Here is a 26,645-nt window from a genome sequence, read left to right as displayed (position 1 = left end):
TGCGCGACGAGCGCGAGCCGCTGCGCGAACACGCGGGCCGATGCCTCGAGCGTGTCTGCCGGTGCGGCGAGCATCGCGCGTAGCGCATCGAGCGCCGCGCGGATGCGCGGTTCGCCCGCGCCGAGATCGGTCAGTTCGGCGAGCAGCGCGGCGGCCGCGTCGGGCTCGCGCGACACCGCGCGCAGCACGTCGAGGCACATCACGTTGCCGGAGCCCTCCCAGATCGAGTTGACGGGTGCTTCGCGGAACAGTCGCGCGATCGGGCCGTCGTCGACGTAGCCGTTGCCGCCGAACACTTCCATCACCTCGCCGGTCAGCTCGACCGCGCGCTTGCAGACCCAGAATTTCGCGGCGGGCGTGACGATGCGCTTCCACGCGCGCTCGCGCGGCGAGTCGTCGCGCTCGAACGCATCGGCTAGGCGCATCGCGAGCGCGAGCGCGGCCTCGCTCTCGAGCGCGAGATCGGCGAGCACGGTGCGCATCAGCGGCTGCTCGGCGAGCGCGCGGCCGAACGCGTGGCGCTGGCGCGTGTAGGCGATCGCCTGCACGACGCCCTGGCGCAGCATCGCCGCGCTGCCGAGCACGCAGTTCAGCCGCGTGTAGGTGGCCATCTCGATGATGGTCGGAATCCCGCGGCCTTCGTCGCCGAGCATGATCCCCCACGCGTCGTTCAGCTCGATCTCGCTGCTCGAATTGCTGCGGTTGCCCACCTTGTTCTTCAGCCGCTGGATCTCGACCGCGTTCTTGGTGCCGTCGGGCCGCCAGCGCGGCACGTAGAAGCACGACGGGCTGCCGGCTGCGGTCCGCGCGACGACGAGGTGGGCATCGCACATCGGCGCGGAGAAGAACCACTTGTGGCCGCGCAGCCGGTATTCGCCGCCGCGGCCGCCCGCGCCGACCGGGGTAGCCAGCGTCGTGTTCGCGCGCACGTCGGAGCCACCCTGTTTCTCGGTCATCCCCATGCCGAACCAGATCGAGCGCTTGGCGGCGACCGGCACGTCGCGCGGATCGTAGTCGTCGCTGTAGAGCTTGTCGCGCAGCAGGTCCCACAGCACGGGCTCCTTCTGCAGCACCGGAATCGCGGCCTGCGTCATCGTCGCCGGGCACAGCGTGCCGGCCTCGATCTGGCCGTGCAGGTAGAAGCCGGCCGCGGTCGCGGCCCAGCGGCCGGGGCGCGTATCGCGGAATGCGAGCGACACGAAGCCTTCGTTGCGGTACATGCCGAGCAGCGTGTGCCACGCCGGATGAAAATCGACGCGGTCGATGCGGCGGCCGCGCCGGTCGAACGCGTTCAGTTCCGGCGTCTGGCGGTTCGCTTCGTCGGCGAGCTGCGCGGTGTCGGCGCTGCCGAGCCGCGCGCCGTACGCGTCGAGCCGCGGCACGGCCCAGCCGGCGCCCGCGCGGGCGAGTGCCTCGCGCAGCGCGACGTCGGTCGCGAAGAGGTTATAGTCGACCAGTTCGTCGAACTGGTTCGTGACGGCATGGGGCGATTCGGTCATCGGGTTGTCTCCGGTCTCATGCTTCGCGATCGGTCGGTCGGCCGGTCGGGTGCCGGCGCCCGGTCAAACGCGTTTCCGCTGAATTTCAGAGTAGCAAATATGCCGCCGCGACATGTTCAGGTTCCGGCGCCGCCCGGCCAGCCGGCGGCGCAACCCGCGCCCGCGTTGCGCCGCCGGCCGCGCCAGTCGCGCGCGCAGGCCACCTCCGATGCGCTGCAGCAGGCGTTCGTTCAGCTTTTGCTCGAGCGCGGCTACGCGAAGGCGACGATCCGCGAGATCGCGGCGGTCGCGGGCGTGAGCATCGGCACCTTCTACGAATACTTCGGCGACAAGCAGAGTCTCGCCGCGCTGTGTATCCACCGGCACGTGCTGGCGCTGGCCGACCGGCTGCGCGACGCGGCGAACGGGCGGCGCGGCGGGCCGCGCGCCGCGCTCGCGGCCGCGCTCGTCGACCTGCAAGTCGATGCGATCGGCGCCGACGCCGCGCTGTGGAGCGCGTTCTTCGCGCTGGAGCGGCAGGTGTCGCCGCTGGCCGCCTATCGCCGACATTACGACGCGTACGTCGCGCTGTGGCGGGATGCGCTCGCGCAGGCCGCCGATCCGCCGTCGGCCGCACGGCTCGACGCGTGCGCGCGGATGGCGCATACGGTCTGCTATGGCGGCGTGTCGCAGGCGCTGCTGACGCTCGGGCCCACGCTCGACTTCGCCGCGTTGCGCGCTGAACTGCAGGCGATGCTGCGTGCGTATCTGGCGGCGGCAGGCGACTGATGCACGGCGCGGCTGCGCGGCCCCAGGAGAGATGCCTGATTCGCATGCGTGGTCGGCGGCACTGCCTTGACGCCGCGCTCTTCTTAGCCAAAGCAATGAGAAAAATGCATGGCTGCCATGACGAACTTTCGATTGTCTGCCGATATTGGCTCGGGCTAAATCATGCGGCATGAGCAGGGCCGCGCGCTTCGCGCGGGCCAGCCCGAAGGACATCAGGAGGAGGAGTCATGCGAAGCGCCACCACGCCCCGTTCGAAACTGCCGGACGTCGGGACGACGATCTTCACGGTGATCGGCCAGCTCGCCGCACAGCACGATGCGCTGAACCTGTCGCAGGGCGCGCCGAATTTCGCGCCAGATCCGGCGCTCGTCGAGGGCGTCGCGCGCGCGATGCGCGACGGCCACAACCAGTACGCGCCGATGGCCGGCATCGCGTCGCTGCGCGAGCGGCTCGCGGAGAAGACCGAGGCGCTGTACGGCACCCGCTACGACCCAGGCACCGAGATCACGGTGATCGCGAGCGCGAGCGAGGGGCTGTACGCGGCGATCAGTGCGCTCGTGCATCCGGGCGACGAAGTGATCTATTTCGAGCCGTCGTTCGACAGCTATGCGCCGATCGTGCGGATGCAGGGCGCGACGCCGGTCGCGATCAAGCTGTCGGCCGAGCATTTCCGCGTGAATTGGGACGAAGTCGCCGCGGCGATCACGCCGCGCACGCGGATGATCATCGTCAATACGCCGCACAACCCGACCGCGACCGTGTTCTCCGCCGACGATCTCGAGCGGCTCGCGCAGCTCACCCGCAATACCGACATCGTGGTGCTGTCCGACGAGGTTTACGAGCATGTCGTGTTCGACGGCGCGCAGCACCAGAGCGTCGCGCGGCACCGCGAACTGGCCGAGCGCAGCGTGATCGTGTCGTCGTTCGGCAAGTCGTTCCACGTGACGGGCTGGCGGGTCGGCCATTGCATCGCGCCTGCCGAACTGATGGATGAGATCCGCAAGGTGCACCAGTTCATGGTGTTCGCGGCCGATACGCCGATGCAGGTCGCGTTTGCGGAGATCCTCGCCCGGCCGGAAAGCTATCTCGGCCTGGCGGCGTTCTATCAGGCCAAGCGCGACCTGCTCGCGCGCGAGCTGGCCGGTTCGCGTTTCGAGCTGCTGCCGAGTGAAGGCTCGTTCTTCATGCTCGCGCGGTTCCGGCACTTCTCGGACGAAAGCGACAGCGATTTCGTGCTGCGCCTGATCCGCGATGCGCGCGTCGCGACGATTCCGCTGTCGGCGTTTTACACCGACGGCACCGACGCGGGCGTGATCCGGCTCAGTTTCTCGAAGGACGACGCGACGCTGGTCGAAGGCGCGCGGCGCTTGCGGTCGCTGTAATCGCGGGCGCGGCCCGCACACCGGCAGGCGACGCGTACGTCGTCTCGACAGCCACGGATGGTACCGGCGTATGTGCCGAAGCACGGCGCCGGTCGACAAGTCAGGAGATCACGATGAAGCATGGACACACCCTGAAACTCGCGTTCGCACTCGCGTGCACGCTTGGCGCCGGCGCGGCGTTCGCCGACGGGCAGACGCTGCGCTTCGGCCTCGAGGCGCAGTATCCGCCGTTCGAGTCGAAAGCGCCGAACGGCGACCTGCAGGGCTTCGATATCGACGTCGGCAATGCCGTCTGCCAGACTGCGAAGCTGGCGTGCAAGTGGGTCGAGACGTCGTTCGACGGGCTGATTCCCGCGCTGAAGGGCCGCAAGTTCGATGCGATCAACTCGGCGATGAACGCGACCGAGCAGCGGCGCCAGGCGATCGACTTCACGACGATCATCTACCGCGTGCCGACGCAACTGATCGCGCGCACCGGCAGCGGTCTGCTGCCGACGCCGGAAGCGCTGAAGGGCAAGCGCGTCGGCGTGCTGCAGGCGTCGATCCAGGAAACCTACGCGAAGGCGCACTGGGAGCCGGCGGGTGTGTCGGTCGTCGCGTACCAGGATCAGAACCAGGCGTACGCGGATCTCGTGGCGGGCCGCCTCGACGCGACGCTGGTGCTTGCGCCGGCCGGCCAGCGCGGCTTCCTGTCGCGTCCGGACGGCAAGGGCTTCGCGTTCGTCGGCCAGCCGGTGCGCGACGACCGGATCCTCGGCAGCGGGATCGCGTTCGGCTTGCGCAAGGGCGACGACGCGTTGAAGGCGAAACTCGATGCGGCGATCGACAAGCTGAAGGCGGACGGCACGGTGAAGTCGCTCGGCCAGAAGTACTTCGGCAACATCGACATCTCCACGCAGTAAGCGGAGCGGCTGGCGGCCGGGCTGGCCGCCGCGATGCGTGACGCCGGCCGTGCGCCTGCGGCGCGTCAGCCGTCGACCCAGCGCAGCGCGCCGATCTTCAGGTGTTCGACGACGCTGCGCGCCCAGTCGAGCTCCGCGTTGAGCAGGACGAGCGCGTGTTCGTTCTGCAGCAGAAACAGGCGCGGCACCTGATCGTTCTGCGCCGCGTTGCGCAGCGACTCCAGGCGTGCGCGCTCGGCTTCGAGCGCGGCGATGCGGCGCTCGAGCTGATGGCGCGCATCTTCGGCGTCGAGCAACGGCAGGAACGCGAGGCCGGCGCCGAACGCCGGAAACTCGCGCGCGGGTTCAGCGAGCAGCGCGTGCAGCCACGCCTGGCCGGCGGTGTGCCCGGCCTCGGTGAGCGTGTACAGCGTGCGCTCGGGAAATGCGCCGTCGCGCTCGGTGTCGTGCACGGCGATCAGCCCGTCGCGCAGCAGCCGGTCGATCGTCTGGTAGAGGCTCGTGCGCTGCCGTACGTTGACGACTTCGTCGTAGCCGCGAGCCTTCAGTTGCTGCAGCATCCCGTACGGATGCATCGGCGTATCGGTGAGTGTCGCGAGAACCGCGAGCGCGAGCGGAGACGGGCGACTTGTTGTCATGAATAGTCAGTTTATGTCTAGTAAGAATATAACTATTATTAACTGGACTATATTATCCCACAAGGGTTTCAGCCGAGGTGCGAACGTTTCGCGGCCGGCGCGACGGTCTCCATCGTCGCGAGACCATGCACGATTCCGCAGTCCTCGACCGAATGTTCGCCGACGCACTGGCGGCGCAATTCGGTGAGCTGGTCGCGCAGATGGGTCAGTTCGGCGAGGCGCGCATCGACGTGGCCGATGTGTTCGTCGAGCAGCGCGTTGATCGAATCGCATGGATCGGCTGGCGTGTCGGTGAGCTGCAGCAGCGCGCGGATTTCGTCGTGCGCCATGTCGAGCGCGCGGCAGTTGCGGATGAAGCGCAGTCGTTCGACGTGCACGTCGGTGTAGTTGCGGTAGTTCGAATCGGTGCGCTCCGCGTCCGGCATCAGCCCCTCCTTCTCGTAGAAGCGGATCGTTTCGGGCGTGCAGCGGGCCGCCTTGGCCAGTTCGCCGATCTTCATGGCTTTCTCCGTTGTAAGGGTTGACCTTGTAGTGGCTTCAGGGTGTTAACTCTACACCGTCAAGCCATAGAGGAGGTTGTCATGACCGACGCCCAGCGTACCCACGACCCACGACACCGTCATGCCGGCGGCGCCAAGACCTGCTGCGTCGACGCGCGCGACACGCAGGCGGCGACCGTTGCCGATGCGGCGCCGGCGGCCGGCGAGCACGCCCACGGCGACGCGGCGGCGCGTGGCACGCGGCCGCATGCAGGCGGCCACGATCATGAGCACGATCACGCATCCGTGCACGGCGCGGGGCAAGAACACGACCACGGCGACCATGCCGGCCACGCGCACGGCGACGGGCACGGGCATGGCGCGGCGTGCTCGCACGATCACGCGGCGCATGACCATGCTGGTCACGACCACGACCACGACCACGACCACGACCACGACCACGACCACGACCACGACCACGACCACGACCACGACCACGACCACGCGGCCGGCGACTGCTGCGCGCCTGCCGCGCTGACGCTCGCGCCGCTGCCGGTCGCGCGGGCGACCGCATCGGGCCACGTGCGCTCGGCGTTCCGGATCATGCAGATGGACTGCCCGACCGAGGAAACGCTGATCCGCAAGAAGCTCGGCGCAATGCAGCAGGTGTCGGCACTCGAATTCAACCTGATGCAGCGGATGCTGACCGTCGAACACGTGCCGGGCGCGCAGCCGGCGATCGAAAGCGCGATCCGCACGCTCGGGATGACGCCGGAGGCCGCGTCGGCCGACGCGCCGGCAACGTCCGTCGCGCCGCCGCCCGCGAAGCCGTGGTGGCCGCTCGCGCTGGCCGGCGTCGCCGCGATCGCGTCCGAGGCCGTGAGCTGGGCCGGCCTGCCGGTGTGGCTGTCGGCGGTGCTGGCGCTCGCGGCGGTGCTCGCATGCGGGCTGACCACCTACAAGAAAGGCTGGATCGCGATTCGCAACGGCAACCTCAACATCAACGCGCTGATGAGCATCGCGGTGACGGGCGCGATGGCGATCGGCCAGTGGCCGGAAGCCGCGATGGTGATGGTGTTGTTCACGATCGCCGAGCTGATCGAGGCGAAGTCGCTCGATCGCGCGCGCAATGCGATTCAGGGCCTGATGCAGCTCGCGCCGGATACGGCGACCGTGCAGGACGCCGACGGTTCGTGGCGCACGATCGAGGCCGCGCAGGTCGCGCTCGGCGCAGTCGTGCGCGTGAAGCCGGGCGAGCGGATCGGGCTGGACGGCGAGGTCGTCGCGGGCCGCTCGACGGTGAACCAGGCGCCGATTACCGGCGAGAGCCTGCCGGTCGACAAGGCGGCCGGCGACGCGGTGTACGCGGGCACGATCAACGAATCGGGCTCGTTCGACTATCGCGTGACGGCGGTCGCGGCCAACTCGACGCTGGCGCGGATCATCCATGCGGTCGAGGAAGCGCAGGGCGCGAAGGCGCCGACGCAGCGCTTCGTCGACCAGTTCGCACGCGTCTATACGCCGATCGTGTTCGCGGTCGCGCTGCTGGTCGCGGTGGCGCCGCCGCTCGTGCTGGGCGGCGCATGGCACGACTGGATCTACCGAGCGCTGGTGCTGCTCGTGATCGCATGCCCGTGCGCGCTGGTGATCTCGACGCCGGTGACGATCGTGTCGGGGCTCGCGGCCGCAGCGCGGCGCGGGATTCTCGTGAAGGGCGGCGTGTATCTGGAAGAAGGCCGCAAGCTCGCGTGGCTCGCACTCGACAAGACCGGCACGATCACGCACGGCAAGCCGGTGCAGACCGACTTCGACCTGCATGCATCCGGCGTCGACGCCGCGCACGTGCGTCGCCTCGGCGCGAGCCTCGCGGCGCGTTCCGATCACCCGGTGTCGCAGGCGATCGCCACGGCGACCCGCGACGCGCAGGCGGTGGCGTTCGCAAATGTAGAGGACTTCGAAGCACTCGTCGGGCGCGGCGTGCGCGGCACGATCGACGGCGCACGCTACTGGCTCGGCAACCACCGGCTCGTCGAGGAGCTCGAACGCTGCTCGCCGGTGCTGGAGGCGAAGCTCGACGCGCTCGAGCGGCAGGGCAAGAGCGTCGTGATGCTGGTCGACGACACGCGTGTGCTCGGCATCTTCGCGGTCGCCGACACGATCAAGGACACCAGCCGCGCGGCGATCGCCGACCTGCACGCGCTCGGCATCCGCACCGCGATGCTGACCGGCGACAACCCGCACACCGCGCAGGCGATCGCCCGGCAGGCCGGCATCGACGATGCGCGCGGCAACCAGCTGCCCGAGGACAAGCTCGCGGCGGTCGAGGAACTGTCGGCCGGCGGCGCGGGCGCGGTCGGGATGGTCGGCGACGGGATCAACGACGCGCCGGCGCTCGCGCGCGCCGACATCGGCTTCGCGATGGGCGCGATGGGCACCGACACCGCGATCGAGACGGCCGACGTCGCGCTGATGGACGACGACTTGCGCAAGATTCCCGCGTTCGTGCGGCTGTCGCGCGCGACGCACCGCGTGCTGGTGCAGAACATCGGCTTCGCGCTCGGTGTGAAGATCGTGTTCCTCGGCCTCACGGTCGCCGGGCTCGGCACGATGTGGATGGCCGTGTTCGCCGACGCGGGCGCGAGCCTGATCGTCGTCGGCAACGGCTTGCGGCTGCTGTCGAAGGCGGGCGTGTTCGAGAGCGCGCAGCCGAAGCGCTGAGGAGCGGGCGATGAGCTTTCTGAAACGGATCCTGGGCGGCCACGCTAGTGGCCACGGCGGTGGGCATGGCGATGGCGGCCATGGTGGCGGGCATCACGGCGGCCATGATGCGCGCGGCCGCGATCGTCACGGGTGGGGCTGGCAGCCGTCGTCCGACGGCCATGGCGGCAAGGGCGGCAACGTGCCGGTGCGCCAGATCGCCTGCGCGGGTTGCGGCGCGCTCAACGGGGCGGATGCGCGATTCTGCGCGCAGTGCGGCACAGCACAGCGCGGCAGGGCCTGCAGCCGTTGCCACGCGGCGCTTGCCGCCGACGCCCGGTTCTGCCCGGGCTGCGGGACGCAAGCCGGCTAAGGCGCGATCGCCGGCCTCGTTGCCGGCGTGAAAGCCGACCAGCGACGGTATGGCGCCTGCAACGGGCGTCGCCGTGCACCTCAGCACCTCAGCACCCCGGCACCCCGGCACCCCAGCACCGCTCCGTCGATCAACGCAGCGGCAAATGGATCTCCGTGCGCAGGTCGGCCGGCGCCGCATCCATCGGCGTATTCAGGTACAGCTCGAACGGCGGCGCATCGGCGGCTTCGCGGCCCGAGTGACGCAGCCAGTCGCCGTACAGCCACTGGTAGGCCGTCTTCAGCTCCGCATACGGTCCCGTATGCAGCAGCACCGCGTAGTCGCCGCCCGCGATCGTCGTGCGCTCGACCGGCGGCGCCGGCTCGACGTCCGGCGCGCCGGTGGCTGGCACGAAGCACGCTTTCGCGCGCAGCTGCGCTTCCGGCGTCGTATCCGGATCGTCATAGAAGATCCCGATCATCTTCGCGCCGGGGCCGATCATTCCGTGCTGCCCGGCCCACGCGCCGATCCGCCCGAACGCGTCGCCGACCTTCAGGTACGCGCCCGTATGCGCGACCGCATAACCGCGCAGTTCCGGTTGCTGCCGGATTTCGACTTCATGCTTGAACATGTCTTCCTCTCCTCGCTGTAATGGATAGATCGGCCGATGGACCCCGGCGCGCCGGTGCTGCGCGGGCGGCACGCCGTAAGCATCGCGAAATGCGCGGGCGAACGCGTGCGTCGAGCCGTAACCTTCGCGCCGCGCGATCGCGTCGAGCGGCAGCGCCGTGCAGACGAGATCCTCGGACGCTCGCACGATTCGCATGCGCCGCACCGTCAGCACGATCGACTCGCCGTACAGCGCGCGACAGACGCGCTGCCAGTGATACGGCGACAGGCACGCGATGTCGGCGAGCCGGTTCAGGTCGAGCGGTCGTCGAGGTGCGCGCGGATGGTGTCGTGCACGCGCGCGACCCGCGCGGCATAGCGGACCCACGCAGGCGTTTCCGCTTTCTTTTCAACGCTCATTGGCGCGCCCCGGCAAGCATCGACGTCACGGTAGCACGCCGCCGTTTGATAAATCGTGCGGAGATGCGTAGGGCAGCGAAATCCGCCCCTTTTTATTTGGCCGAAATGGGGTCTCGTCCCCGCCGATAACTGTCTAAAGTTAAAGACGGTGAAATCGGGTCAACGCGTCATTTTTCTCGGGTAAGTTGCTTCGGGCGGCAAAGCACGGTTTTCGAAGTACGCAGGTAGTTCGTCGATGTTCAATCGCAACGCCACGTTTTTCGGGAGAAGAAGAAATGGATGCTTCCAGCTTCATCACGTCGCTGCAGACCACGCTAGGCGGATACCTGCCCAAGATCGCCGGCGCGATCGGCATCCTGGTGATCGGCTGGCTGATCGCCGTGGCGGTGCGGGCCGGCGCGCTCCGGCTGCTCAATGCGCTGAAGGTCGATCAGCGGATCAACGAAAGCACCGGCCAGGGCGCGTGCGTCGAGCGCATCATCGCCGGCGGGCTGTTCTGGCTCGTGCTGCTCGTCACCGCGGTGGGCATCTTCAACGTGCTCAACCTGTACGCGGTCTCCAATCCGTTCTCGCTGCTCGTCACGCACATCGTCAACTACCTGCCGAACCTGATCGGCGGCGCGGCGCTGACGCTGATCGCGTGGCTCATCGCATCGCTGCTGCGCAGCCTCGCGAACCGCGCGCTGAAGGCGAGCAAGGTCGACGACAAGCTGTCCGAAAGCGCTGGCATGCAGCCGATGAGCGGCTATCTCGGCGACGTGCTGTTCTGGCTCGTGATCCTGATGTTCCTGCCGGCGATTCTCGCGTCGTTCGCGCTGTCCGGCCTGCTGTCGCCGGTGCAGGGGATGGTCGACAAGCTGCTCGAGATCGTGCCGAACGTGTTCGCGGCCGCGGTGATCGGCTTCGTCGGCTGGGTCGTCGCGCGCGTGCTGCGCGGCCTCGTGACGAACCTGCTGGTCGCCGCCGGCGCCGATCGCCTCACCGCGCGTCTGGACAGCCCGACGCCGGTGCGCGTGTCGAGCCTGATCGGCACGATCGTCTACGTGTTCGTGTTCGTGCCGACGCTGATCTCCGCGCTCGACGCGCTGAAGATCGAAGCAATCTCGATTCCCGCCACCAACATGCTGAACCAGTTCCTCGGCGCGGTGCCGGACATCGTCGCGGCGATCGTGATCGTGCTCGTCACGTTCTATTTCGCGCGCTTCGTCGCGTCGCTCGCGCAGAAGCTGCTGGAAGCCGCCGGTGCCGACGGGCTGCCGGCCGTGCTTGGCGTCGAACGCGTGTTTTCGGGGATGCTGCAGCCGTCGGTGCTGGTCGCGCGGCTGATCGTGTTCTTCGCGATGCTGTTCGCGGCAGTCGAGGCCGCGAACCGGCTCGGCTTCACGCAGGTGCGCGACGTCGTCACGCTGTTCATCGAATTCGGCGGCCACGTGCTGATGGGCGGCGTGATCCTCGTGATCGGCGTGTGGCTCGCGGGCCTCGCGCGCCGCGTGATCGAGCAGGCCGACCGAGAGCACAGCGTGTTGTTCGCGCGGATCGCGCAATTTGCGATCCTCGGCCTGGTGTTCGCGATGGGGCTGCGCGCGATGGGCATCGCGAACGAGATCGTGCAGCTCGCGTTCGGCCTCGTGCTCGGCGCGATCGCGGTGGCGGTCGCGCTGTCGTTCGGCCTCGGCGGTCGCGAAGCGGCCGGCAAGCTGCTCGACCGCTGGTTCAACCAGCGCGGCGGCGGCCAGTAAGCGGGCCGCGGCGGTCCGGCTGCCGCGGGCGGCCGGACCGAGGTGGCGATGCAGGCGGCGGCGTTGCGGTGGGCGAAACGTCAGCCGTCATCTTTGCCGAATTTCGATAACACGTCGTTTAATGACTCTCTAGCATCGATTCTCAGTCGCGCGGGCCGGCAGGCCGGCGCCTTTCAGGAGAATCCGATGAAAGCAGAGTCGAATGGCCGGCCCGCCGCCGGCGCCAAGTCATCCGGCCAGCCCGCGCTGCAGCAGACGCTCGGGACCTGGCAACTGTGGGGTATCGCGGTCGGCCTCGTGATTTCAGGCGAATACTTCGGCTGGAGCTACGGCTGGGCGAGCGCGGGCACGCTGGGTTTCGTGGTCACCGCGCTGTTCGTCGCGGCGATGTACACCACCTTCATCTTCAGCTTTACCGAACTGACGACGTCGATCCCGCATGCGGGCGGCCCGTTCGCGTATGCGCGCCGGGCGTTCGGCCCGGCGGGCGGCTACCTGGCCGGCGCCGCGACACTCGTCGAGTTCGTGTTCGCGCCGCCTGCGATCGCGCTCGCGATCGGCGCGTACCTGCACGTGCAGTTTCCGGGGCTCGAACCGAAACATGCGGCGATGGGCGCGTATCTCGTGTTCATGGCGCTGAACATCGTCGGCGTGCAAATCGCGGCGACCTTCGAACTGGTCGTCACGCTGTTCGCGATCTTCGAGCTGCTGGTGTTCATGGGCGTCGTGTCGCCGGGCTTCGCGTGGAGCAACTTCATGAAGGGCGGCTGGTCGGGCGCCGATCATTTCAGCGTCGGCGCATTCCACGGGATGTTCGCGGCGATCCCGTTCGCGATCTGGTTCTTCCTCGCGATCGAGGGCGTCGCGATGGCCGCCGAGGAAGCGAAGAACCCGAAGCGCTCGATCCCGATCGCATACGTGGCCGGCATCCTGACGCTCGTCACGCTCGCGGTCGGCGTGATGGTGTTCGCCGGCGGCGCGGGCGACTGGACCAAGCTCGCGAACATCAACGACCCGCTGCCGCAGGCGATGAAATACATCGTCGGCGCAAACAGCGGCTGGATGCACATGCTCGTGTGGCTCGGGCTGTTCGGGCTCGTCGCGTCGTTCCACGGGATCATCCTCGGCTATTCGCGCCAGATCTTCGCGCTGGCCCGTGAAGGCTACCTGCCGGAGTGGCTCGGGAAGGTGCATCCGCGCTTCAAGACGCCGCATCGCGCGATTCTCGCGGGCGGCGTGGTCGGGATCGCGGCGATCTACAGCGACGAGCTGATCCAGTTCGGCGGCCAGACGCTCACCGCGAACATCGTGACGATGTCGGTGTTCGGTGCGATCGTGATGTATATCGTAAGCATGGCGGCGCTGTTCAAGCTGCGCCGCTCGCAGCCGAACCTGGAGCGACCGTTCCGCGCGCCGCTGTACCCGTTCTTCCCGGCCTTCGCGATCGTGGCGGCCCTGATTTGCCTCGGGACGATGGTGTACTTCAACGGGCTGGTGGCGATGGTGTTCGTCGCGTTCCTCGCGCTCGGCTACGCGTACTTCCTCGCGACCCGTTCGCAGCGCGCGAGCGCGCCGGGCGACGTGCTGCTCGAGGAGTGACGATGGCGAACCTGCAAGGCCGTTCCTGACGGCATCCGGCGCGCCCCGTCGAACGGGCGCGCCATCGCCGTCCGGCAACGATGGGCAAGGACTGGCAAGGAGATTCGAACGATGTCCTACACGGAGACGATCGGCCCGCGCACGTACCGTTTCGCGGACCTGAAGACATTGCTCGCGAAGGCGAGCCCGCTGCGCTCCGGCGACCAGCTCGCCGGCGTCGCGGCGGCCAGCGAGGAGGAGCGCGTCGCCGCGAAGATCGCGCTCGCGGGCGTGCCGCTGAAAGCCTTCCTGAGCGAGGCGGTGATTCCGTACGAACACGACGAAGTCACGCGCCTGATCATCGACGATCACGATGCGGCCGCGTTCGCGGAAATCTCGCACCTCACCGTCGGCGATTTCCGCAACTGGTTGCTGTCGCCCGCGGCCGACGGCGCCGCGCTCGAGCGGATCGCGCCGGGCCTCACGCCCGAGATGGTCGCGGCCGTGTCGAAGCTGATGCGCAACCAGGACCTGATCGCCGCCGCGCGCAAGCGCCGCGTCGTCACGCGTTTTCGCAACACGGTCGGGCTGGCCGGCCGGATGTCGGTGCGGCTGCAGCCGAACCACCCGACCGACGACGTGAAGGGCATCGCCGCGTCGATGCTCGACGGGCTGATGTACGGCTGCGGCGACGCGATGATCGGAATCAACCCGGCGACCGACAGCCTCGCGGCGATCGTGAAGCTGCTCGCGATGATCGACACGTTCCGCGAGCGCTACGGCGTGCCGACCCAGTCGTGCGTGCTCACCCACGTCACCAACACGATCGCCGCGATCGAGAAGGGCGCGCCGGTCGATCTGGTGTTCCAGTCGATCGCGGGCACCGAGAAGGCGAACGCGAGCTTCGGGATCTCGCTCGCGCTGCTCGGCGAGGCGCGCGAGGCCGCGCTGTCGCTCGAGCGCGGCACCGTCGGCAACAACCTGATGTATTTCGAGACGGGGCAGGGCAGCGCGCTGTCGGCGAACGCGCACTTCGGCGTCGACCAGCAGACCTGCGAGGTGCGCGCGTACGCGGTCGCGCGCAAGTTCGATCCGTTCCTGGTGAACACGGTGGTCGGCTTCATCGGGCCCGAATACCTGTACGACGGCAAGCAGATCATCCGCGCGGGGCTCGAGGATCACTTCTGCGGGAAGCTGCTCGGCGTGCCGATGGGCTGCGACATCTGCTACACGAACCACGCGGAAGCCGACCAGGACGACATGGACACGCTGCTGACGCTGCTCGGTGCGGCCGGCATCAACTTCATCATGGGGATACCGGGCGCGGACGACGTGATGCTGAACTACCAGAGCACGTCGTTTCACGACCAGCTCTACGTGCGCGAGGTGCTCGGCCTGCGCCGCGCGCCCGAGTTCGAGGAATGGCTGGAGACGATGGAGATCGCCGACGCGCACGGCGCGCTGCGCGCCGCGAGCTCGCGCGTGCCGCTGCTCGCGGGCGCGAACGACTGGATGGGGATTTCCGCATGAGCGACGCCGTCGAAAAGAACCCGTGGGCGCAGCTGAAGTCGTTCACGAACGCGCGGATCGCGCTCGGCCGCGCGGGCAACAGCCTGCCGACCGAGCCGCTGCTCGCGTTCAACCTGTCGCACGCGCAGGCGCGTGACGCCGTGCACCAGCCGCTCGACGCGGACGCGTTGCGGCGCGAGATCGACGCAGCCGGCTTCGCGACGCTCGGCGTGCAGAGTGCGGCGCCCGACCGCCAGCATTACCTGCGCCGGCCCGACCTCGGCCGCAAGCTGTCGGACGACGGACGCGCGCTGCTGGCCGGCTATGGCGCCGCGCTCGACGACGCGCCGGACATCGTGTTCGTGGTCGGCGACGGGCTGTCGGCGTTCGCGGCCGCGAAGCAGGCGCTGCCGCTGCTGCAGGCCGTGCGGCCGCGGCTCGACGCGGACGGCTGGCGGCTCGGGCCGGTGGTGGTCGCGACGCAGGCGCGCGTCGCACTCGGCGACGAGATCGGCGAGTTGCTGCGCGCGCAGGTCGTCGCGATGCTGATCGGCGAACGGCCGGGGCTCAGTTCGCCGGACAGCCTCGGCGTGTACCTCACCTGGGCGCCGAAGGTCGGCTGCCACGACGCGCTGCGCAACTGCATCTCGAACGTGCGGCCCGAAGGGCTGCCGCATGCCGCCGCTGCGCACAAGCTGCATTACCTGATCACGCATGCGCGCCGGCTCGGGCTCACGGGTGTCGGGCTGAAGGACGACAGCGATGCGCTGCTGCCGCAGCAGGAAGCGGAGCGGATCGGCGCCGAGTGATGGCGTGACGCGGCGGTGCACGCCGCGCGGTAACTTGAACAGCCGTTCGCACCGGAGGTCGACGAACATGCGCAGCTTCGGCGACAGCTGCCGGCTCGATGGCCACACGATCGATAACTGGCCCGGCGTGATCCGGCAACGACGGCCGTGCATTTCGCGATCGTCACCTTCCTGCCGCGACGACCGGCCACCCGCGTCGCGTCAACCCGCACACGTGAACGCTCCGCGTCGGCGGCGACCGGGCGCCGCACCCATCACGCCAGCACGAGCGGCGGCAGCGCCGCATCGGCCCGCGCGTGCGCACTTCCCACTTCAACGACCACATAGCGCCGCGCATCGGGCCACAGGTGCGCGCGGCTTCCCGCATCCTCGTCGATCGTCGCGCGTCCCTGCACGAGCCACGTCGTCTGCCGGACGAAATCGACGAACAACAGCGCGATCGCCGGATTCACGAGCAGGTTGCCGATCGTGTTGAACAGGTTGTTGCCTGCGAAGTCGGGCAACACCAGCGTGCGGCGATCGGGCAGGTCGACGAGCAGTTCGAACGAACCGTCCGCGCGCGGCTGCCGGCCGCGATACGAGCAGTCGCTGTCGCCGTCCGCGTTCGCGGTCGCGACGATCAGGAAGGCCTGTTCGCGGATGAACGCGACGGCGTCGTCGGTCAGGGGGGCCGGATCGTTCATGGTTTCGGTCGGCGCGTGGCCGGTACGGGCGGATTTGCGATCCGCACGCAAGCGACATGCCAGGCACGCGCACGTGATGCGCAGATGCGGCTGCGCACGGGCGCTGTGGAAAATCCGAACACCCCGCCGCGCCGCTGTGTCATCGCGGTGTTCAGAATCGGTACACCCGTTCGCCGCGCGCGGATGCCCCGCACGGCGGGCAGCCGCACACGCCGCTCCTGTTCCGTTTTCGCTCCGTTTGGCACGCATGTTGCGTAAACCGTGCAGCGCGATCCAACCGGCGCTGCATTCACACAAGCACGATGAACAGGAGACATGTATGAACCCGTTTGACCTGAAGCAACTGGGCCTCGACGTCGAATATCCGTATCGTCAGCAGTACGACAACTACATCGGCGGCAAGTGGGTTCCGCCGGTGAAGGGTGAGTACTTCGAGAACGTGTCGCCGATCAACGGCAAGCCGTTCTGCCGCGTGCCGCGCTCGGGTGCCGACGACATCGAGCTCGCGCTCGACGCCGCGCATGCCGTGCGCCGCAAGTGGGGCAAGACATCGGTGGCCGAGCGCGCGAACCTGCTGCTCGCCGCTGCCGACCGGATGGAAAAGAACCTGAAGCTGCTCGCGGTGGCCGAGACGATCGACAACGGCAAGCCGCTGCGCGAGACGATGGCGGCCGACCTGCCGCTCGCGATCGACCACTTCCGCTATTTCGCGGGCTGCATCCGCGCGCAGGAAGGCGGCATTTCCGAAATCGACGACAACACCGTCGCGTATCACTTCCACGAGCCGCTCGGCGTGGTCGGCCAGATCATCCCGTGGAACTTCCCGCTGCTGATGGCCGCGTGGAAGCTCGCGCCGGCGCTCGCGGCCGGCTGCTGCATCGTGATGAAGCCGGCGGAGCAGACGCCCGCATCGGTGATGGTGCTGATGGAGCTGATCGGCGACCTGTTCCCGGCCGGCACGATCAACATCGTGAGCGGCTTCGGCAAGGAAGCGGGCGAAGCGCTCGCGACCAGCAAGCGGATCGCGAAGATCGCGTTCACCGGCTCGACGCCGGTCGGCAAGCACATCCTGCATGCGGCGGCCGACAGCCTGATCCCGTCGACGGTCGAACTGGGCGGCAAGAGCCCGAACATCTTCTTCGCCGACGTGCTCGACCAGGATGACGCGTTCCTCGACAAGGCGCTCGAAGGGCTCGCGATGTTCGCGCTGAACCAGGGCGAAGTGTGCACGTGCCCGTCGCGGATCCTGATCCAGGAATCGATCTACGAGCGCTTCATCGAGAAGGCCGTCGCGCGCGTCGAGCGCATCAAGGGCGGCCACCCGCTCGACCTGCAGACGATGATCGGCGCGCAGGCGTCGCAGCAGCAGCTCGACAAGATCCTGTCGTACATCGACATCGGCCGTGACGAAGGCGCGCAATGCCTGACGGGCGGCGAGCGTACGGCGCCGGCCGCCGAGCTCGGCACGGGCTACTACGTGAAGCCGACGATGCTGCTCGGCAACAACAAGATGCGCGTGTTCCAGGAAGAGATCTTCGGGCCGGTCGCGTCGGTGATGACGTTCAAGGACGAGCAGGAAGCGATCGAACTCGCGAACGACACGTTCTACGGGCTCGGCGCGGGCGTGTGGACGCGCAACGGCACGCGTGCGTACCGGATGGGCCGCGAGGTCGAGGCCGGCCGCGTGTGGACCAACTGCTATCACCTGTATCCCGCGCATGCGGCATTCGGCGGCTACAAGCAGTCGGGGATCGGTCGCGAGACGCACAAGATGGCGCTGTCGAACTATCAGCAGACGAAGTGCCTGCTGGTCAGCTACCAGGCCGAGGCGCTCGGGTTCTTCTGAGCTCCGGAGCAGGGGCGAAGGGCCGGAGCCGGCCGGTCGGCAGCGCAACGCCGACCGGTGCGGTTGCCGGCTCCGGACGGCGACGCGTTTGACGCCGGATTGCCGGGGAACGTTCGACGGCCGGGCGATGCGGGTCCGGCCGTCGCGCGGTGCCCGCACCGCGGCAATGCGCTGACGATCGTCGATCCGGCACTTCGCCGTTTTTGCGTTTCGACATTCGATACGCGGCGTCGGCCGTGCGTTGCTGCGGCCTGCGCCGGAAACGATACCGGCAGTCGCGGGTTCGCGGCCGCACGGTGCACCGATGGGTCCGACAGAAACCAGCATGGCAGAACCGCCCCGATCCTTGCCGCGCCACCCGGTGTTCCACGCGGGCGAACTCGACGCGCATCAGCGCTTCGGCGTCGCCGACGAAGCCGAGCGGATGAGCGACGTCGTGACGACGCGGGTGAGCATCGGCGTGCGGCAGTTCATCGAATCGCAGCCGTTCATGTTCGTCGGCACGACGAGCGGCGCACCGGCACGCGTGACCTGCGACATCGTGCAGAGCCTGCGCGACGCGAACGGCGATCTGCTGCCGGTCGTGCGCGTGATCGACACGAAAACGCTGCGCTTCGCGTTGCCGACGCACGGCGCCGCCGGCCGGATCGATGCGCGCGCATGCGACGGCAGTGGCGTCGGGCTGCTGTTCGTCGATTTCGTGCGCGGCATCCGCTACCGGATCAACGGCCGCGCGACGGTGCGCGCCGATCTGCCGGGCGCGGACGCAATGCCCTGGGCGGCCGGCAGCCCGATCGTCGAGCTGGCGGTCGCGCAGGCGTACGGAAATTGCGGCACGCGGGTCGTGCGGCTCCGGCCGGGAACATAGCCGGTCCTGGCCGCTGGCCGCTGGCCGGCGGCGGCGCGCCTGCCGCACCCGCACGGTGCGCGACACGCCGCCTTCGGGTGCGCCCGCATGGCGCGCGCGGCCCGGACAGCGTGGAATGACGGGCTTGTCGCCGAACCGGCCGGTTCGGCACGGGACTTGCATGATGGACGCGGTGCCGGGCAGGTGAGGAGAACACGATGGAGCGACGCATGGAGTGCATTGACGAGCCGACGGCCGAGGACACGCGGTGCAGCGCGCAGGGCGACGACGCGCTGGCCGGTCAGGCCGTGGTCAGCGTCGCGCACGACGCCGACGAGCAGGCGCGCAACCTGATCGGCTGGCGGCAGACTTACGACCAGCTCGCGGCGGGCCGCTTCGTCGGCACGCTGACCGAGCTGCCGCTCGACACGATGAAGCTGTTTCGCGAATCGACCAGCCACCTGCTGCGCCAGGCGTGCGAGGTGCGCGGCGATGCGTACTGGTTCGGCATCCCGCTCGCGGGCGACGGCACTGCGCGCGTCGATGCGTGCCGCATCGGGCCCGGCGCGCTGGCGTTCCGGCCCGGCAACGTCGAATTCGAATTGCTGACGCCTGCGCAGTTCTCGATCTATGGCGTCGTCGTGCGCGGCGACGTGCTGCGCCGCTATGCGGAAGAAGTCGAACGCCGCGCGCTCGACGAGCGGCTGTTCACGCAGCGCGTGATCCAGGTCGGCGATACGCGGCTCGCGCGCCTGTGCGCGCTGCTCGGCCGCCGGCTCGACGGCGCGGCGGCCGTCGGCGGCCCGCTGCCCGATGCGCAGCGCGACGACCTGCAGGCCGAGGTGCTGGCCGCACTGTTCGACGCATGCGCGCAACCGGCGGACGACGGTGCCGGCGGCGCGCCGTCGACGCGGCGCTGGATCGTCGAGCAGGCGCGCGACTACGTGCTCGCGCACCGCACGCGCCCGGTCGGCGTGCCGGAGCTGTGCGAGCAGCTGCTCGTGAGCCGGCGCACGCTGCAGTACTGTTTCCAGGACGTGCTCGGCATGGCACCCGCGACCTATCTGCGCACGCTGCGGCTGAACGGCGCGCGGCGCGATCTGTGCGGGCGGGCCGCGGGTTCGGTGCAGGACGTCGCGGAGGCGTGGGGCTTCTGGCACCTGAGCCAGTTCGCGACCGACTACCGGCGGTTGTTCGGCAAGCGGCCGTCGGAGACGCTGCGCGATCGCGCGGTGATGGTGGCGGCGGGATGAGCCGGGCGGCGGCACGTGGATACCGCTGCGTGTTCGGTCTTTCGGGCGACTATCTCGTTTCGATTTTCGATTCGGCCGTACCCGGACCCGCGGCTGCGCGCGGTGCCGGCCACGGCAGCGCATCCCAGTCAATCGCCCGATAGGCGGCTTCGACTGCCGCGAGATCGTCCGGCCGTTCGCTGCGATGCATGCCGTGCAATGCGTCCGGCAGGTCGAGCGCGACCGGCACGCAGTGCGGATAGTCACGCACGCGCAGCGCCGGCCTGATCGTCGTGAAGCAGCCGAGGGTCGGCACGTCGAAGCCGTCGGCGAGATGCAGCGCGGCCGTGTCGGGCGCGAACAGCACGCTCGCACCCTTGATCCATGTGATGAAGCATGCGGTGTCGGTCGCGTCGCGGCTCACGTCGACATACGCGGGATGCGCGACGGCGCCGAACCCGACCACCGGCAGCCCGTAGCGCTGCATGAGTCGCTCCACGCATGCCGCGCGCAGCGCCGGCGGCACGCTGCGCACCGCGGTGCTCGCATTCGGGCAGAACAGCACGTACGGCCGCTGCCATTCGGCCGGCAGCGCGGGCAGGCGCAGCCGCGCGAGCCAGCGGTTGCGCTTCGCGGCGGCCGGCACTGCGGCCGGGTCCGCGCCGAGCGCGTCGAGAAAGAAATCGATCATCGGCTGCGACGCGAACGCGGGCCAGTACAGGTGATTGCCGAGATCGATGCACGGCACGTGCGCGGGCAGCGCATCGATCGTGCAGGGCAGCGCGCGTGACGGCGCGACGACGTCGGCCGCGAGCGCATACAGCGCGTCGACGTAGCGCGGCGCGCGGGCCGGCCGGTACAGCGCGAAGCGCAGGCCGGGATGCGCGCCGCGCAATGCGTCCAGCGCGGTCAGCCCGATCACCGAATCGCCGAGCGTGACGCCCATCCCGTTGATCACGTGCACGTCCGTCGCGCGGTCGTAGTCGAGCCGGAACGGCCGGTGCGCGGCGTGCAGCAAACCCAGCGCCGGTGCGGCTGGCACGTGGCCTTCCGCGCGATCGCTGCCGTGCTCGATGTCGTACGGCGCGACGAGCATGCCGTCGGGCGCGAGCAGCGTGCCGGGGTGGACGAGCGCGTCGTCGTGCGACAGCGCGAGGCCGGCCGGCACGGCGTGCGTCCGCACCTTCATATGCCGCGTGCGCGGCGGCCCTGCTCGCGGATCTGCTCGAGCGTCGCCGCCGGTGTGCTGGCATCCTGCGGGATGCGGATCTCGATCAGCGCCGGCAGCCCGCAAGTCAGTGCGCGCTCGAGCGCGGGCGCGAAATCGGCGGTGCGCTCGACCGTCTCGCCATGCGCGCCGAACGCGCGCGCATACGCGGCGAAATCGGGGTTCGTGAGCCCCGTGCCGTGCACGCGTCCCGGATAGTTGCGCTCCTGATGCATGCGGATCGTGCCGAAATGACCGTTGTTGACGACAATCGCGACGATGTTCAGCCCGTATTGCATCGCGGTCGCGAGCTCGTTGCCGGCCATCATGAAGCAGCCGTCGCCGGCGAGCGCGACGACGGCCCGCGACGGATACAGCGACTTGGCGGCAAGCGCGGCCGGCAGCCCGTAACCCATCGCGCCGCTGGTCGGCGCGAGCTGCGAGCGGAAGTGCCGGTATGCGAAGTGGCGATGCAGCCAGATCGCGTAGTTGCCGGCGCCGTTGGTCAGGATCGCGTCGTGCGGCAGGCGCTCGCGCAGCTGCACCATCACGTCGCCGAGCTGGACGTCGCCGGGCATCGGCAGCGGCGCATGCCATTCGCGGTACGCGCGGTGCGCGTCGGCGGCCGTGCCGGCCCACCCGAGGTGCGCCGGTGGTTCGAGCGCGGCGAGCGGCGCCAGGATCTCGGGCATCCCCGACACGATCGGCAGGTCGGCCGCATACACGCGGCCGAGTTCGTCCGCACCCTGGTGCACGTGGATCAGCGTCTGGCGTGTTTTCGGGATGTCGAGCAGCGTGTAGCCGCCCGTCGTCGCCTCGCCGAGCCGCGGGCCGAGCACCAGCAGCAGGTCGGCGTCGCGGATGCGCTTGCCGAGCGCGGGATTGATCCCGAGGCCGACGTCGCCCGCGTAGTTCGGGTGCGCGTTGTCGAAGGTGTCCTGGAAGCGGAACGCGCAAGCGACCGGCAGTTGCCAGCGTTCGACGAAGGTGCGCAGGTTCGCGCATGCGTCGGGCGTCCAGCCGCTGCCGCCGACGATCGCGAACGGCCGCTCGGCGCGTGCGAGCCGCTCGCGCAACTCGTCGATCTGCGCGGCCGACGGCGATGCCGCGACGCGTTTCGCGGCGGGTACGACCGGCTGCGCCGCGCAGGCCTCGGACAGCACGTCCTCCGGCAGCGCGAGCACGACCGGGCCGGGCCGGCCGGACGTCGCGACGTGGAACGCATGGCTCAGGTATTCGGGAATGCGGCGCGGGTCGTCGATCTGCGCGACCCATTTCGCCATCTGGCCGAACATCCGGCGGTAGTCGATTTCCTGGAAGGCTTCGCGGTCGAGGTGCTCGCGCGCGCACTGGCCGACAAACAGGATCATCGGCGTCGAATCCTGGAACGCGGTGTGAACGCCGATCGACGCATGGGTCGCGCCGGGCCCGCGCGTGACGAACGCGATGCCGGGGCGGCCGGTCAGCTTGCCGACCGCCTCCGCCATGTTCGCGGCCGCCGCCTCGTGGCGGCAGACGACCGTCTGGATGCGCGCGGTGTCGTCCGCCAGCGCATCGAGTACGGCGAGGAAGCTCTCGCCCGGCACGCAGAACACGCGTTCGACGTGATTGGCGAGCAACGCATCGACGAGCAGTCGCGCACCGGTGGTGGCGCGCGGCTCGAGTTCCTTGGAATGCGACATGGGCTGCCGTCTCCCTGGGTAGCGGGACGTACAGCTTACGCCCGTTGGCAGGGCGCCGGTACGCCGGCCGGTGAAAAGTGTCGGAACGGCGGGCGACCGGGTGTGTGTTGCACGTGCCGGTTTCGGCTGGCCGAGCGGCCAGCTTGTGCATGCTTGCGCGGTGGTGAAAAAGTGGGCGCTACGGACGTCGAGCCGGACGCTTGTCCCGACTCGAAAAGAGAGTCGCCCAAGTAACAATAAAATGGGATTCCATTTAATAGTAAAATTTCGGCGCATGACTGATGGATAACGGAATCGAGGATCACCATGGCAACCGAAACGATCGATCAAAAGACGTTGGTGGAACTGGTCGAAGCCGGCGCCGTACGCGGGGCCCGTGTGGTCGGTTGCGGCAACGGCTGGGCGCTGTCGGCCCGTTGCGGCGTGCACGAACGCTTCCTGTCGGCCAAGCGCGGCGACGTGCGGGTGTTTCGTCGTTTTGAGACGCTGGTCGGTTTTCTGCGCGACATCGGCATCAGCCGGTTCGACGTGGATGCGTCGACGTACGACCCGGATGCGGCCGGCCGGGCAACCCGGCCCGATCGCGCGGCTGCGTTGAAGGCGGCACACGAGGCAGCGGCCCACGATCGCTGGTTTCGCGAGCAGGTGCAGCAGGCACTGGACGATCCGCGTGCGTCGATTCCCGACGCCGAAGTCAGCGCCGACTTCGCGTCGCGCCGTGCGGCGCTGCGTGAACGGCTCGCGGGCAGGCGCGGGGATGCTTCTTGACGCTCGCGCTGCACTGGAATCCGAAGGCGTGCGAGGATCGCGCCGCGATCATGGACTACATCGGCGAGGACGACCCGCTGGCCGTGCTCGAACTCGACGAACTGTTGGAAGAACGGGCCGCGATGTTACCAGCCCACGCCGAGCTGTATCGGCAAGGGCGGGTGGCCGGCACGCGCGAGCTGGTGATCGCGCCGAACTACGTGCTCGTGTATCGCCTCCGGCCGGCCGACGGCATCGTGGAGATTCTCCGCGTGCTGCATGCGCGACGGCAGTGGCCGTGATGTACGGCGCGCCCGGGAAAACGCCAGGGGCGCCGAGGAACGTTCACTTGGGCGAAGCTTGGCGTCAAGCGACAGGCACGCGGACACTCAGCACTCGACGATATTCACGGCCAGCCCGCCGCGCGACGTTTCCTTGTACTTCGTCTTCATGTCGGCGCCCGTCTCGCGCATCGTCTTGATCACCGAGTCGAGCGACACATAGTGCGAGCCGTCGCCGCGCAGCGCCATGCGTGCCGCGTTGACGGCCTTCACCGACGCCATCGCGTTGCGTTCGATGCACGGGATCTGCACCATCCCGCCGACCGGGTCGCAGGTGAGGCCGAGGTTGTGCTCCATCCCGATCTCGGCTGCGTTCTCGACCTGACGCGGCGTGCCGCCGAGCACGGCCGCGAGTGCGCCGGCCGCCATCGAGCATGCGACCCCCACTTCGCCCTGGCAGCCCACTTCCGCGCCCGAGATCGACGCGTTGAGCTTGTAGAGAATGCCGATCGCGGCGGCCGTCAGCAGGAAGTCGATCACGCCCTGCTCGTTTGCGCCCGGCGTGAAGCGCGTGTAGTAGTGCAGCACGGCCGGAATGATGCCGGCTGCGCCGTTGGTCGGCGCGGTGACGACGCGGCCGCCGGCCGCGTTTTCCTCGTTGACCGCGATCGCGTACAGGTTGATCCAGTCGACCATCGACAGCGGATCCTGCAGCGCGCGCTCCGGGTTGCCGGTCAGCGCGCGATACAGCTGCGGCGCGCGGCGCTTGACCTGGAACGGGCCGGGCAGGTTGCCGTCGGCCTCCGGGTTGCCGATCCCGCAGCCGCGGGACACGCACGACTGCATCACGGCCCAGATCTTCAGCAGCCCGTCGCGCGTCTGTTCCTCGGTGTGCCACGCGCGCTCGTTTTCCCACATCAGTTGCGCGATCGACTTGCCGGTCGCTTCGGTCAGCGCGAGCAGCTCGGCGCCGGTGCGGAACGGATGCGTCATCTGCTCGGCCGCGCTCAGCACCTTCGTGTTCGGCGCGCCGGCCGTCACGACGAAGCCGCCGCCGACCGACAGGTAAGTGCGCTCCACCAGCACCGCGCCGTTCGCATCGGACGCGCGCAGCTTCATCCCGTTCGGGTGCTCGGGCAGCGCTTGCCGGTAGAACGCGATGTTTTCCTTCAGCACGAACGGCACCGGATGCGTGCCGAGCAGCGCGAGTTGCTTCGACTTGCGGACGTCCTCGAGCCGCGCGTCGATCGTTTCGGGGTCGACGGTGTCGGGCGCGTCGCCGAGCAGGCCGAGCATCACGCCGCGGTCGGTGCCGTGGCCCTTGCCGGTCGCGCCGAGCGAGCCGTACAGCTCGACCTTCACGTGGGCCGTCGCGTCGAGCAGCCCGTCGCGCTCGAGGCCCTGGACGAACATCAGCGCCGCACGCATCGGTCCGACCGTATGCGAACTGGACGGGCCGATGCCGATCTTGAAGAGGTCAAACACGCTGACTGCCATTTTGATTCCTGCCTTGCTATAAGAATAATGCTAGCGCGCCTGCAATGGCAGGCACGCGGCGAGCCATGCGGGCGGCATGGGGGATAGCTGCTGCGCGACACGGGCATAGCGCCCGTCGAGCCGCGCGGCCAGATGAAAGAGTTCGGTGGCGTTTTTCGGGTCCCACTGCCCCGTGTAGCCCGGCAAGCCGGCCTCGCGGCGCTTCGCGTCGAACGGCACCGGCGAATTCACGAATTCCTCGTGCGTCTTCTCGCCGAGCGCGTACGGCACGAGCCAGTCGAGCGCGGCCGCGAGCGTCGCGCCGTTCGCGCCACGCTCGCGCAGCCAGTTGCGGTTGAAGCGGCGCGCGGCGAGCGCGGCCGTCACCAGCGGCTGCAGGTCGTACACCGCGTAGTGCAGCGCGTCGCGTTCGTCGAAATCCCAGGTCTTGCCGTCCGGGCCGATGTTGTCGGCGAGATGCTCGACGAACAGCCGCTGCGCGGCGTTCATCATCTTGCGATCGCCGAGCGTGAACGCGGACAGCGCGATCAGCTTGATCCGGTGGCTTTGCCAGTTGTTGCGCCAGGTGCCGGCGAGCGGGCGCTTCTGCGCGTCGATCTGCGCGACATAGCCGGCGCCGAGCTTCGCGATGAACGCCGCCGTCGCGTTGCGCGTCCTGACCGGCAGCGCACTCGCCGTCATGTCGTATGCGACGATCAGGCTGTCGAAGCGCGTCTCGTCGATCGGGTTGAAGCTCGGCTGGTAGGTCGAGACCCACGCGGACAGGAAGCGGTCGACGAGCTGCAGGTAGCGCGGCGCATTGGTCACGCGCCACGCCAGCGCGGCGTCGCGCATCAGCTCCATGTCCTTCAGCGCGTCGGCGCTCTGGTCGTAGATGCCTTCGTGCGGCAGCGTGCCCTCGGTGTGCACGCGCGCCATTGCCTTCGGCTGCTCGCCGATGCGCGCGTCGACGCTGCGGATCAGCGCCTGCACGCCCGGCTCGGCCTGCGTCGTCTCGCTCGCCTGCAACGCGGGCGCTGCGCAGAAATTCATTGCCGCGCGTGCGCTGCCGGCCGTACCGAGGCCGGCGGCGGCAAACGACAGCGACGCGACGAGCAGCGGCACGAAGCGGCGCGTGCGCGGCCGCTCCTGCGTTGCACCATGGCCCGGAAACATCGGACGCACCATGCGGAACTCCTTGATTGGCTGGATCGCGTGTGATGTTAGCCGGATTGGCGGGCAAGCGTGAAACGGTCGGCCGGG

The 26,645-nt window shown here is 68.9% G+C and carries 22 protein-coding genes and 2 pseudogenes; 14 read left to right on the top strand and 10 right to left on the bottom strand.

The features are described from left to right. Window positions 1–1,499: acyl-CoA dehydrogenase family protein (locus PI86_RS06980; RefSeq protein WP_039320225.1), on the bottom strand; the 1,499-nt coding region annotated here is incomplete at its 3' end. A gap of 99 nt (window positions 1,500–1,598) precedes the next feature. Between PI86_RS06980 and PI86_RS06975 the strand changes: the two genes are divergently transcribed. The 3 genes from PI86_RS06975 (at window position 1,599) to PI86_RS06965 (ending at window position 4,551) form a co-directional block, all read left to right on the top strand. Continuing rightward, window positions 1,599–2,267, top strand: coding sequence for a TetR/AcrR family transcriptional regulator (locus PI86_RS06975; RefSeq protein ID WP_039320222.1), 669 nt, complete (start codon window positions 1,599–1,601; stop codon window positions 2,265–2,267). 227 nt (window positions 2,268–2,494) lie between these two features. Beyond that, on the top strand, window positions 2,495–3,649 hold the full coding sequence (locus tag PI86_RS06970) for a pyridoxal phosphate-dependent aminotransferase (protein WP_039320219.1): 1,155 nt from the start codon (window positions 2,495–2,497) through the stop codon (window positions 3,647–3,649). 113 nt (window positions 3,650–3,762) lie between these two features. After that, complete coding sequence (locus tag PI86_RS06965) at window positions 3,763–4,551, top strand: ABC transporter substrate-binding protein (protein WP_039320216.1); 789 nt, start codon at window positions 3,763–3,765, stop codon at window positions 4,549–4,551. Between the two features lie 65 nt (window positions 4,552–4,616). Here PI86_RS06965 and PI86_RS06960 read toward each other — a convergent pair whose 3' ends face one another. Both PI86_RS06960 and cadR read right to left on the bottom strand, forming a co-directional pair. Continuing rightward, a complete protein-coding gene (locus PI86_RS06960) occupies window positions 4,617–5,189 on the bottom strand; it encodes a PadR family transcriptional regulator (protein ID WP_014895514.1) in 573 nt (190 codons plus the stop codon). A gap of 68 nt (window positions 5,190–5,257) precedes the next feature. After that, window positions 5,258–5,689: a Cd(II)/Pb(II)-responsive transcriptional regulator gene (gene cadR, locus PI86_RS06955; RefSeq protein WP_014895515.1), complete on the bottom strand. Its 432-nt coding sequence runs from the start codon at window positions 5,687–5,689 to the stop codon at window positions 5,258–5,260. Between the two features lie 81 nt (window positions 5,690–5,770). Between cadR and PI86_RS06950 the strand changes: the two genes are divergently transcribed. Together PI86_RS06950 and PI86_RS06945 are read left to right on the top strand one after the other, a co-directional pair. Then, on the top strand, window positions 5,771–8,386 hold the full coding sequence (locus PI86_RS06950; RefSeq protein WP_039320211.1) for a heavy metal translocating P-type ATPase: 2,616 nt from the start codon (window positions 5,771–5,773) through the stop codon (window positions 8,384–8,386). Between the two features lie 10 nt (window positions 8,387–8,396). Beyond that, window positions 8,397–8,738, top strand: coding sequence for a zinc ribbon domain-containing protein (locus PI86_RS06945; RefSeq protein ID WP_039320209.1), 342 nt, complete (start codon window positions 8,397–8,399; stop codon window positions 8,736–8,738). 130 nt (window positions 8,739–8,868) lie between these two features. Here the strand turns inward: PI86_RS06945 and PI86_RS06940 are convergent. Further along, window positions 8,869–9,746: pseudogene (locus PI86_RS06940) on the bottom strand (AraC family transcriptional regulator). A gap of 275 nt (window positions 9,747–10,021) precedes the next feature. Here PI86_RS06940 and PI86_RS06935 point away from each other — a divergent pair. The 4 genes from PI86_RS06935 (at window position 10,022) to eutC (ending at window position 15,381) form a co-directional block, all read left to right on the top strand. Next, complete coding sequence (locus PI86_RS06935; protein WP_039320206.1) at window positions 10,022–11,485, top strand: mechanosensitive ion channel; 1,464 nt, start codon at window positions 10,022–10,024, stop codon at window positions 11,483–11,485. A 186-nt stretch (window positions 11,486–11,671) separates the two neighbouring features. Next, window positions 11,672–13,084, top strand: a complete 1,413-nt coding sequence (eat, locus tag PI86_RS06930; RefSeq protein WP_039320204.1) for an ethanolamine permease — start codon at window positions 11,672–11,674, stop codon at window positions 13,082–13,084. A 111-nt stretch (window positions 13,085–13,195) separates the two neighbouring features. Next, a complete protein-coding gene (locus tag PI86_RS06925) occupies window positions 13,196–14,593 on the top strand; it encodes an ethanolamine ammonia-lyase subunit EutB (RefSeq protein ID WP_039320202.1) in 1,398 nt (465 codons plus the stop codon). Then, on the top strand, window positions 14,590–15,381 hold the full coding sequence (gene eutC, locus PI86_RS06920) for an ethanolamine ammonia-lyase subunit EutC (RefSeq protein WP_039320199.1): 792 nt from the start codon (window positions 14,590–14,592) through the stop codon (window positions 15,379–15,381). Before PI86_RS06925 ends, eutC begins: the two co-directional genes overlap by 4 nt. Window positions 15,382–15,414: 33 nt before the next feature. On the opposite strand, the pseudogene PI86_RS16940 reads toward eutC, so the two are convergent. Together PI86_RS16940 and PI86_RS06915 are read right to left on the bottom strand one after the other, a co-directional pair. Further along, a pseudogene (locus PI86_RS16940) lies at window positions 15,415–15,516 on the bottom strand (LysR family transcriptional regulator); the annotation flags it as partial. 119 nt (window positions 15,517–15,635) lie between these two features. Then, window positions 15,636–16,064 carry a pyridoxamine 5'-phosphate oxidase family protein gene (locus PI86_RS06915; protein ID WP_039320233.1) on the bottom strand — a complete coding sequence of 143 codons (429 nt, stop codon included), beginning with the start codon at window positions 16,062–16,064 and terminating at the stop codon, window positions 15,636–15,638. Between the two features lie 319 nt (window positions 16,065–16,383). Between PI86_RS06915 and PI86_RS06910 the strand changes: the two genes are divergently transcribed. From PI86_RS06910 to PI86_RS06900, 3 genes are all read left to right on the top strand, one after another. Beyond that, window positions 16,384–17,910 (top strand): aldehyde dehydrogenase family protein, encoded by a 1,527-nt coding sequence (locus PI86_RS06910; protein WP_039320197.1) that lies wholly within the window; start codon window positions 16,384–16,386, stop codon window positions 17,908–17,910. A 325-nt stretch (window positions 17,911–18,235) separates the two neighbouring features. After that, window positions 18,236–18,778 (top strand): hypothetical protein, encoded by a 543-nt coding sequence (locus PI86_RS06905; RefSeq protein WP_039320194.1) that lies wholly within the window; start codon window positions 18,236–18,238, stop codon window positions 18,776–18,778. Window positions 18,779–18,975: 197 nt separating this feature from the next. Continuing rightward, window positions 18,976–20,010 (top strand): helix-turn-helix domain-containing protein, encoded by a 1,035-nt coding sequence (locus PI86_RS06900; RefSeq protein ID WP_039320192.1) that lies wholly within the window; start codon window positions 18,976–18,978, stop codon window positions 20,008–20,010. A gap of 49 nt (window positions 20,011–20,059) precedes the next feature. Here the strand turns inward: PI86_RS06900 and PI86_RS06895 are convergent, their stop codons facing one another. Together PI86_RS06895 and PI86_RS06890 are read right to left on the bottom strand one after the other, a co-directional pair. Beyond that, the gene (locus PI86_RS06895; RefSeq protein WP_039320189.1) at window positions 20,060–21,178 is read right to left on the bottom strand and encodes an ADP-heptose--LPS heptosyltransferase; all 1,119 of its coding nucleotides are present in this window, start codon (window positions 21,176–21,178) and stop codon (window positions 20,060–20,062) included. Next, complete coding sequence (locus tag PI86_RS06890) at window positions 21,175–22,878, bottom strand: thiamine pyrophosphate-binding protein (protein WP_039320186.1); 1,704 nt, start codon at window positions 22,876–22,878, stop codon at window positions 21,175–21,177. The genes PI86_RS06895 and PI86_RS06890 overlap by 4 nt, the downstream gene beginning before the upstream one ends. Window positions 22,879–23,184: 306 nt before the next feature. On the opposite strand from PI86_RS06890, the gene PI86_RS06885 reads away from it, so the two are divergent. Together PI86_RS06885 and PI86_RS06880 are read left to right on the top strand one after the other, a co-directional pair. Further along, window positions 23,185–23,646 (top strand): antitoxin PaaA2 family protein, encoded by a 462-nt coding sequence (locus PI86_RS06885; protein WP_014895530.1) that lies wholly within the window; start codon window positions 23,185–23,187, stop codon window positions 23,644–23,646. Beyond that, window positions 23,643–23,927 (top strand): type II toxin-antitoxin system RelE/ParE family toxin, encoded by a 285-nt coding sequence (locus PI86_RS06880; protein WP_039320183.1) that lies wholly within the window; start codon window positions 23,643–23,645, stop codon window positions 23,925–23,927. The genes PI86_RS06885 and PI86_RS06880 overlap by 4 nt, the downstream gene beginning before the upstream one ends. Window positions 23,928–24,014: 87 nt before the next feature. On the opposite strand, the gene PI86_RS06875 is transcribed toward PI86_RS06880, so the two are convergent. After that, the gene (locus PI86_RS06875) at window positions 24,015–25,403 is read right to left on the bottom strand and encodes an L-serine ammonia-lyase (RefSeq protein WP_014895532.1); all 1,389 of its coding nucleotides are present in this window, start codon (window positions 25,401–25,403) and stop codon (window positions 24,015–24,017) included. A gap of 30 nt (window positions 25,404–25,433) precedes the next feature. Next, complete coding sequence (locus PI86_RS06870; protein ID WP_039320181.1) at window positions 25,434–26,570, bottom strand: alginate lyase family protein; 1,137 nt, start codon at window positions 26,568–26,570, stop codon at window positions 25,434–25,436. Between the last annotated feature and the right edge of the window lie 75 nt (window positions 26,571–26,645).

The organism is Burkholderia sp. A9 (assembly GCF_000801975.1).
The sequence above is the reverse complement of the archived record's forward strand: the minus strand, read 5'-3'. Positions and strand labels throughout refer to the sequence as shown.

What these genes read in the sequence shown, in the direction of transcription:
- PI86_RS06975 (WP_039320222.1), top strand. Translation starts at nt 1,599, where the DNA reads ATGCCGCCGCGACATGTTCAGGTTCCGGCGCCGCCCGGCCAGCCGGCG.
- PI86_RS06970 (WP_039320219.1), top strand. Translation starts at nt 2,495, where the DNA reads ATGCGAAGCGCCACCACGCCCCGTTCGAAACTGCCGGACGTCGGGACG.
- PI86_RS06965 (WP_039320216.1), top strand. Translation starts at nt 3,763, where the DNA reads ATGAAGCATGGACACACCCTGAAACTCGCGTTCGCACTCGCGTGCACG.
- PI86_RS06960 (WP_014895514.1), bottom strand. Translation starts at nt 5,189, where the DNA reads ATGACAACAAGTCGCCCGTCTCCGCTCGCGCTCGCGGTTCTCGCGACA.
- cadR (WP_014895515.1), bottom strand. Translation starts at nt 5,689, where the DNA reads ATGAAGATCGGCGAACTGGCCAAGGCGGCCCGCTGCACGCCCGAAACG.
- PI86_RS06950 (WP_039320211.1), top strand. Translation starts at nt 5,771, where the DNA reads ATGACCGACGCCCAGCGTACCCACGACCCACGACACCGTCATGCCGGC.
- PI86_RS06945 (WP_039320209.1), top strand. Translation starts at nt 8,397, where the DNA reads ATGAGCTTTCTGAAACGGATCCTGGGCGGCCACGCTAGTGGCCACGGC.
- PI86_RS06935 (WP_039320206.1), top strand. Translation starts at nt 10,022, where the DNA reads ATGGATGCTTCCAGCTTCATCACGTCGCTGCAGACCACGCTAGGCGGA.
- eat (WP_039320204.1), top strand. Translation starts at nt 11,672, where the DNA reads ATGAAAGCAGAGTCGAATGGCCGGCCCGCCGCCGGCGCCAAGTCATCC.
- PI86_RS06925 (WP_039320202.1), top strand. Translation starts at nt 13,196, where the DNA reads ATGTCCTACACGGAGACGATCGGCCCGCGCACGTACCGTTTCGCGGAC.
- eutC (WP_039320199.1), top strand. Translation starts at nt 14,590, where the DNA reads ATGAGCGACGCCGTCGAAAAGAACCCGTGGGCGCAGCTGAAGTCGTTC.
- PI86_RS06915 (WP_039320233.1), bottom strand. Translation starts at nt 16,064, where the DNA reads ATGAACGATCCGGCCCCCCTGACCGACGACGCCGTCGCGTTCATCCGC.
- PI86_RS06910 (WP_039320197.1), top strand. Translation starts at nt 16,384, where the DNA reads ATGAACCCGTTTGACCTGAAGCAACTGGGCCTCGACGTCGAATATCCG.
- PI86_RS06905 (WP_039320194.1), top strand. Translation starts at nt 18,236, where the DNA reads ATGGCAGAACCGCCCCGATCCTTGCCGCGCCACCCGGTGTTCCACGCG.
- PI86_RS06900 (WP_039320192.1), top strand. Translation starts at nt 18,976, where the DNA reads ATGGAGCGACGCATGGAGTGCATTGACGAGCCGACGGCCGAGGACACG.
- PI86_RS06895 (WP_039320189.1), bottom strand. Translation starts at nt 21,178, where the DNA reads ATGAAGGTGCGGACGCACGCCGTGCCGGCCGGCCTCGCGCTGTCGCAC.
- PI86_RS06890 (WP_039320186.1), bottom strand. Translation starts at nt 22,878, where the DNA reads ATGTCGCATTCCAAGGAACTCGAGCCGCGCGCCACCACCGGTGCGCGA.
- PI86_RS06885 (WP_014895530.1), top strand. Translation starts at nt 23,185, where the DNA reads ATGGCAACCGAAACGATCGATCAAAAGACGTTGGTGGAACTGGTCGAA.
- PI86_RS06875 (WP_014895532.1), bottom strand. Translation starts at nt 25,403, where the DNA reads ATGGCAGTCAGCGTGTTTGACCTCTTCAAGATCGGCATCGGCCCGTCC.
- PI86_RS06870 (WP_039320181.1), bottom strand. Translation starts at nt 26,570, where the DNA reads ATGGTGCGTCCGATGTTTCCGGGCCATGGTGCAACGCAGGAGCGGCCG.